The organism is Cupriavidus sp. HPC(L) (genome assembly GCF_000307735.3).
Classification (GTDB): Bacteria; Pseudomonadota; Gammaproteobacteria; order Burkholderiales; family Burkholderiaceae; genus Cupriavidus.
Genome location: NZ_AMPR02000265.1, coordinates 1 through 3644, shown reverse-complemented (window position 1 = coordinate 3644; position 3644 = coordinate 1). Strand labels below are relative to the sequence as shown.

The window sequence follows — 3644 nt, the reverse complement described above, 5'->3', positions numbered from 1 at the left end:
CTCGGCATTGCTCGACGAGAAGCAGCGCGCGGCCGCCTGCTCCCACGGCAGCCAGACCGATTGCAGATGCTCGCGCGGCGCCAGCGTGACCGGCAGCGGCCGGTCGACGCACAGGCCGAACCAGTGCTCGACGTTGCGCGTGACCCCGGGCGCGTAGCGATGGCGCCATTCGGGGTAGATCTCGTATTCGATATGGTGGCCCCAGTCCTGCAGCCGGTGCTCGCTCGCGACGATGCCGGTCTCCTCGGCCACCTCGCGGGCGGCGGTCAATGCCAGGGGTTCGTCGGGGGTATCGAGGCTGCCGGTGACCGATTGCCAGAAGCCGGGACGGTCGGCCCGCTCCAGCAGCAGGACTTGCAGATCGGTCGTATGAATCACGACCAGCACGGATTCGGGAATCTTGTAGGGCATGGGATCGGACGGGAACAGGCTGACAAGCTTAACGCAGTTGCCTGATGGCGCCACCGGGGTTAGTCCGACAAGCCCTGGAGGCGTGGGGGTGATGTGATGGAGAGGACACGGAGGGGCGCGCTCGGTGTCCTGCCTCTCCCCCTCAGGGGCAGAGGGCGGGGGAGAGGGGGTGGTTTTCATACCGCGAGGGCATAACGACCGCCCCCTGCCCTCTCCCCCGCCCCTCTCCCGCAAGCGGGAGAGGGGAGAAAAACGAGGCTCAGGCCCGCTCTTCGCGCACCCCACCCGCTTCCCGCACCCAGCTGTCGAACACGTCGGGCGAGTCGCCGTGGCCCCAGGCGGCGCGCAGCTGCTGCATCAGCGGCGCCAGCGATTCGGTGTAGCGCGCCGCGGCGGCGTGCGCCTCGGTCGCCAGCGCCTCGGCGGCATGGGCGGCGCGCGCCTGCATCTCGGTGCGGGCCTGTGCGACCTCCTTCTCGCGCTGGCCCAGCGCGTGGTACTTCTGGATCAGGAAGCGCTGGTAGTCGCCGCCTTCGCCCTGCGGGGCCTGCGCGGCCTGGGCGTTCACCTGTTCGAAGCGCAGCACGATGCTGGCGGTCTCCTGCTCGATCTGCGCGGCCTCGGCGACCAGCGCCTGGGCCGCGTCCTGCAGCGCCAGCGCGTCGCGGCGGCGGGCCTGCAATTGCGCGGCCATCGTTTCGAAGGTCCGCTGCGCGGCCAGGTAGGCCTGCACCACGGGCTGCGGCGCGACCACCAGCAGCGGATCGGCCCCGCTGCCGCGGCGGCCCGGCAGCAACGCGTCTTCGGGCAGGCGCAGGTTGCCGACCTCCTCGAGCCAGCGCCCGCGCGCCATCACCGCCGCCACTGTGTCCAGTGCCACGCGCCGCAGCGCCTCGGCGCGCTGCATCTGCACCGCGCCGCCCTCGGCCGCCGCGCTGCCCACCTGGGCGGCATGCGCGATATCGGGAACGCAGGCGGCCACCGTGGTCGCCACCGATTCCGACATCGCCTGCGCGGACCTGCGCACCGCGCGGCGCAGCTCGAAGCGCGCCAGCAGCATCATCACCAGCCCGGCGACCAGCCAGGTCAGGATCGTCTCCGCATGCTGCAGCAGGAATTGGCGGATCAGTTCGATATCCAGTGTCACCTTTGTTCTCCGTTGTCAGGCGCTGCTGCCGGTGGCAGCCCGATGGATGACCCAGCGAGGTGGCCGATCGTTCCCACGGGAAACAATTGGAAACCTCGATCGCCCTCCCCAGCCTACACAAACAAAAAAACGGCCGCGCTCGCGCACGGCCGTCGTCTCTCGCTAGCTCGCCAGCGGCATCACGCCGAAGCCTTAGGCTCGGGCGTGCGCAGCCGGATATGCAGCTCGCGCAGCTGCTTCTCGTCGACCGAGCTCGGCGCCTGCGTCAGCAGATCCTGCGCGCGCTGGGTCTTCGGGAACGCGATCACGTCGCGGATCGAATCGGCGCCGGCCATCATCGTGACGATGCGGTCCAGGCCGAAGGCGATGCCGCCATGCGGGGGCGCGCCGTACTGCAGCGCGTCCAGCAGATAGCCGAACTTGGCGCGCGCCTCTTCCTCGTTGATCTTCAGCGCGCGGAACACCTTGCTCTGCACGTCCTCGCGATAGATCCGCACCGAGCCGCCGCCGATTTCCCAGCCGTTGAGCACCATGTCGTAGGCCTTGGCGATGCACTTGCCCGGATCGGTGGCCAGGTATTCCAGATGCTCGTCCTTGGGGCTGGTGAACGGGTGGTGCATCGCGACCCAGCGGGCGTCTTCCTCGTCGTACTCGAACATCGGGAAGTCGACGACCCACAGCGGCTTCCACGCGTCCTCGAACAGGCCGTTGGCCTTGCCGAATTCCGAGTGGCCGATCTTCAGGCGCAGCGCGCCGATCGCGTCGTTGACCACCTTGGCCTTGTCCGCGCCGAAGAACAGGATGTCGCCGTCCTGCGCGCCCGAGCGCTTCAGGATCTCGGCGATGGCGGCGTCATGCAGGTTCTTGACGATCGGCGACTGCAGGCCATCGCGGCCCTTGGCCACTTCGTTGACCTTGATCCAGGCCAGGCCCTTGGCGCCGTAGATGGCGACGAACTGCGTATAGGCATCGATCTCGCCGCGCGAGATCTGGCCGCCGCCGGGCACGCGCAGCGCGACCACGCGGCCGTTGTCGCTGTTGGCCGGACCCGAGAACACCTTGAAGTCGACGTCCTTCATGACCTCGGTCAGCTCGGTGAATTCGAGCTTGACGCGCAAGTCCGGCTTGTCCGAGCCGAAGCGGGCCATCGCCTCGCGGAATTCCATCACCGGGAAGCGGTCGTCCAGCGCCACGCCGATGGTGTTCTTGAACACCGTGCGGATCATGTTCTCGAACAGGTCGCGGATGTCTTGCTCGGTCAGGAACGACGTCTCGCAGTCGATCTGCGTGAATTCTGGCTGGCGGTCGGCGCGCAGGTCCTCGTCGCGGAAGCACTTGGTGATCTGGTAGTAGCGATCGAAGCCCGACACCATCAGCATCTGCTTGAACAGCTGCGGCGACTGCGGCAGCGCGAAGAAGTGGCCCGGGTTGACCCGCGACGGCACCAGGTAGTCGCGCGCGCCTTCCGGCGTGCTCTTGCCCAGCATCGGCGTCTCGATGTCGATGAAGCCCTGCTCGTCCAGGTACTTGCGCACTTCCATCGCGACCTTGTAGCGCAGGCGCAGGTTGTACTGCATCTGCGGGCGGCGCAGGTCCAGCACGCGGTGCGTCAGGCGCGTGGTCTCCGACAGGTTGTCGTCGTCGAGCTGGAACGGGGGCGTGACCGACGGGTTCAGCACGGTCAGCTCGTGGCACAGCACCTCGATCTTGCCCGAGGTCAGGTTGGCGTTCTCGGTACCGGCCGGGCGCGCGCGCACCTTGCCGGTCACGCGGATGCAGAACTCGTTGCGGATGTCCTCGGCGACCTTGAACATTTCCGGGCGGTCCGGATCGCAGACGACCTGCACCAGCCCTTCGCGATCGCGCAGGTCGATGAAGATCACGCCGCCGTGGTCGCGGCGCCGTTGCACCCAGCCGGTCAGGGCCACTTCCTGGCCGGTCAGTTGTTCGGTCACGAGACCGCAGTAGTGAGTTCGCATGGAGGACATAGGAGAAATTCCCGGTAAGGCGCGGCCGCGCTCGGGCGGCCCGCGGTCAATTGGAGTGCGATGGGTCGGCGGCGGACACGTTGGCCGCGGCGCCGGCG

Annotated in this window: 3 protein-coding genes; all 3 read right to left on the bottom strand. The window is 68.1% G+C overall.

What is annotated here, in order from left to right; all coding sequences use genetic code 11:
- The coding region (nudB, locus tag B551_RS15185) for a dihydroneopterin triphosphate diphosphatase (protein WP_023264448.1) at nucleotides 1-411 on the bottom strand (411 nt) is incomplete at its 3' end.
- A 259-nt stretch (nucleotides 412-670) separates the two neighbouring features.
- Nucleotides 671-1558: a hypothetical protein gene (locus B551_RS15180; RefSeq protein ID WP_023264447.1), complete on the bottom strand. Its 888-nt coding sequence runs from the start codon at nucleotides 1556-1558 to the stop codon at nucleotides 671-673.
- 179 nt (nucleotides 1559-1737) lie between these two features.
- Nucleotides 1738-3546: an aspartate--tRNA ligase gene (aspS, locus tag B551_RS15175; RefSeq protein WP_023264446.1), complete on the bottom strand. Its 1809-nt coding sequence runs from the start codon at nucleotides 3544-3546 to the stop codon at nucleotides 1738-1740.
- Between the last annotated feature and the right edge of the window lie 98 nt (nucleotides 3547-3644).

Coding starts and splice junctions, on each gene's coding strand:
- aspS (WP_023264446.1), bottom strand. CDS start 3,546: ATGTCCTCCATGCGAACTCACTACTGCGGTCTCGTGACCGAACAACTG.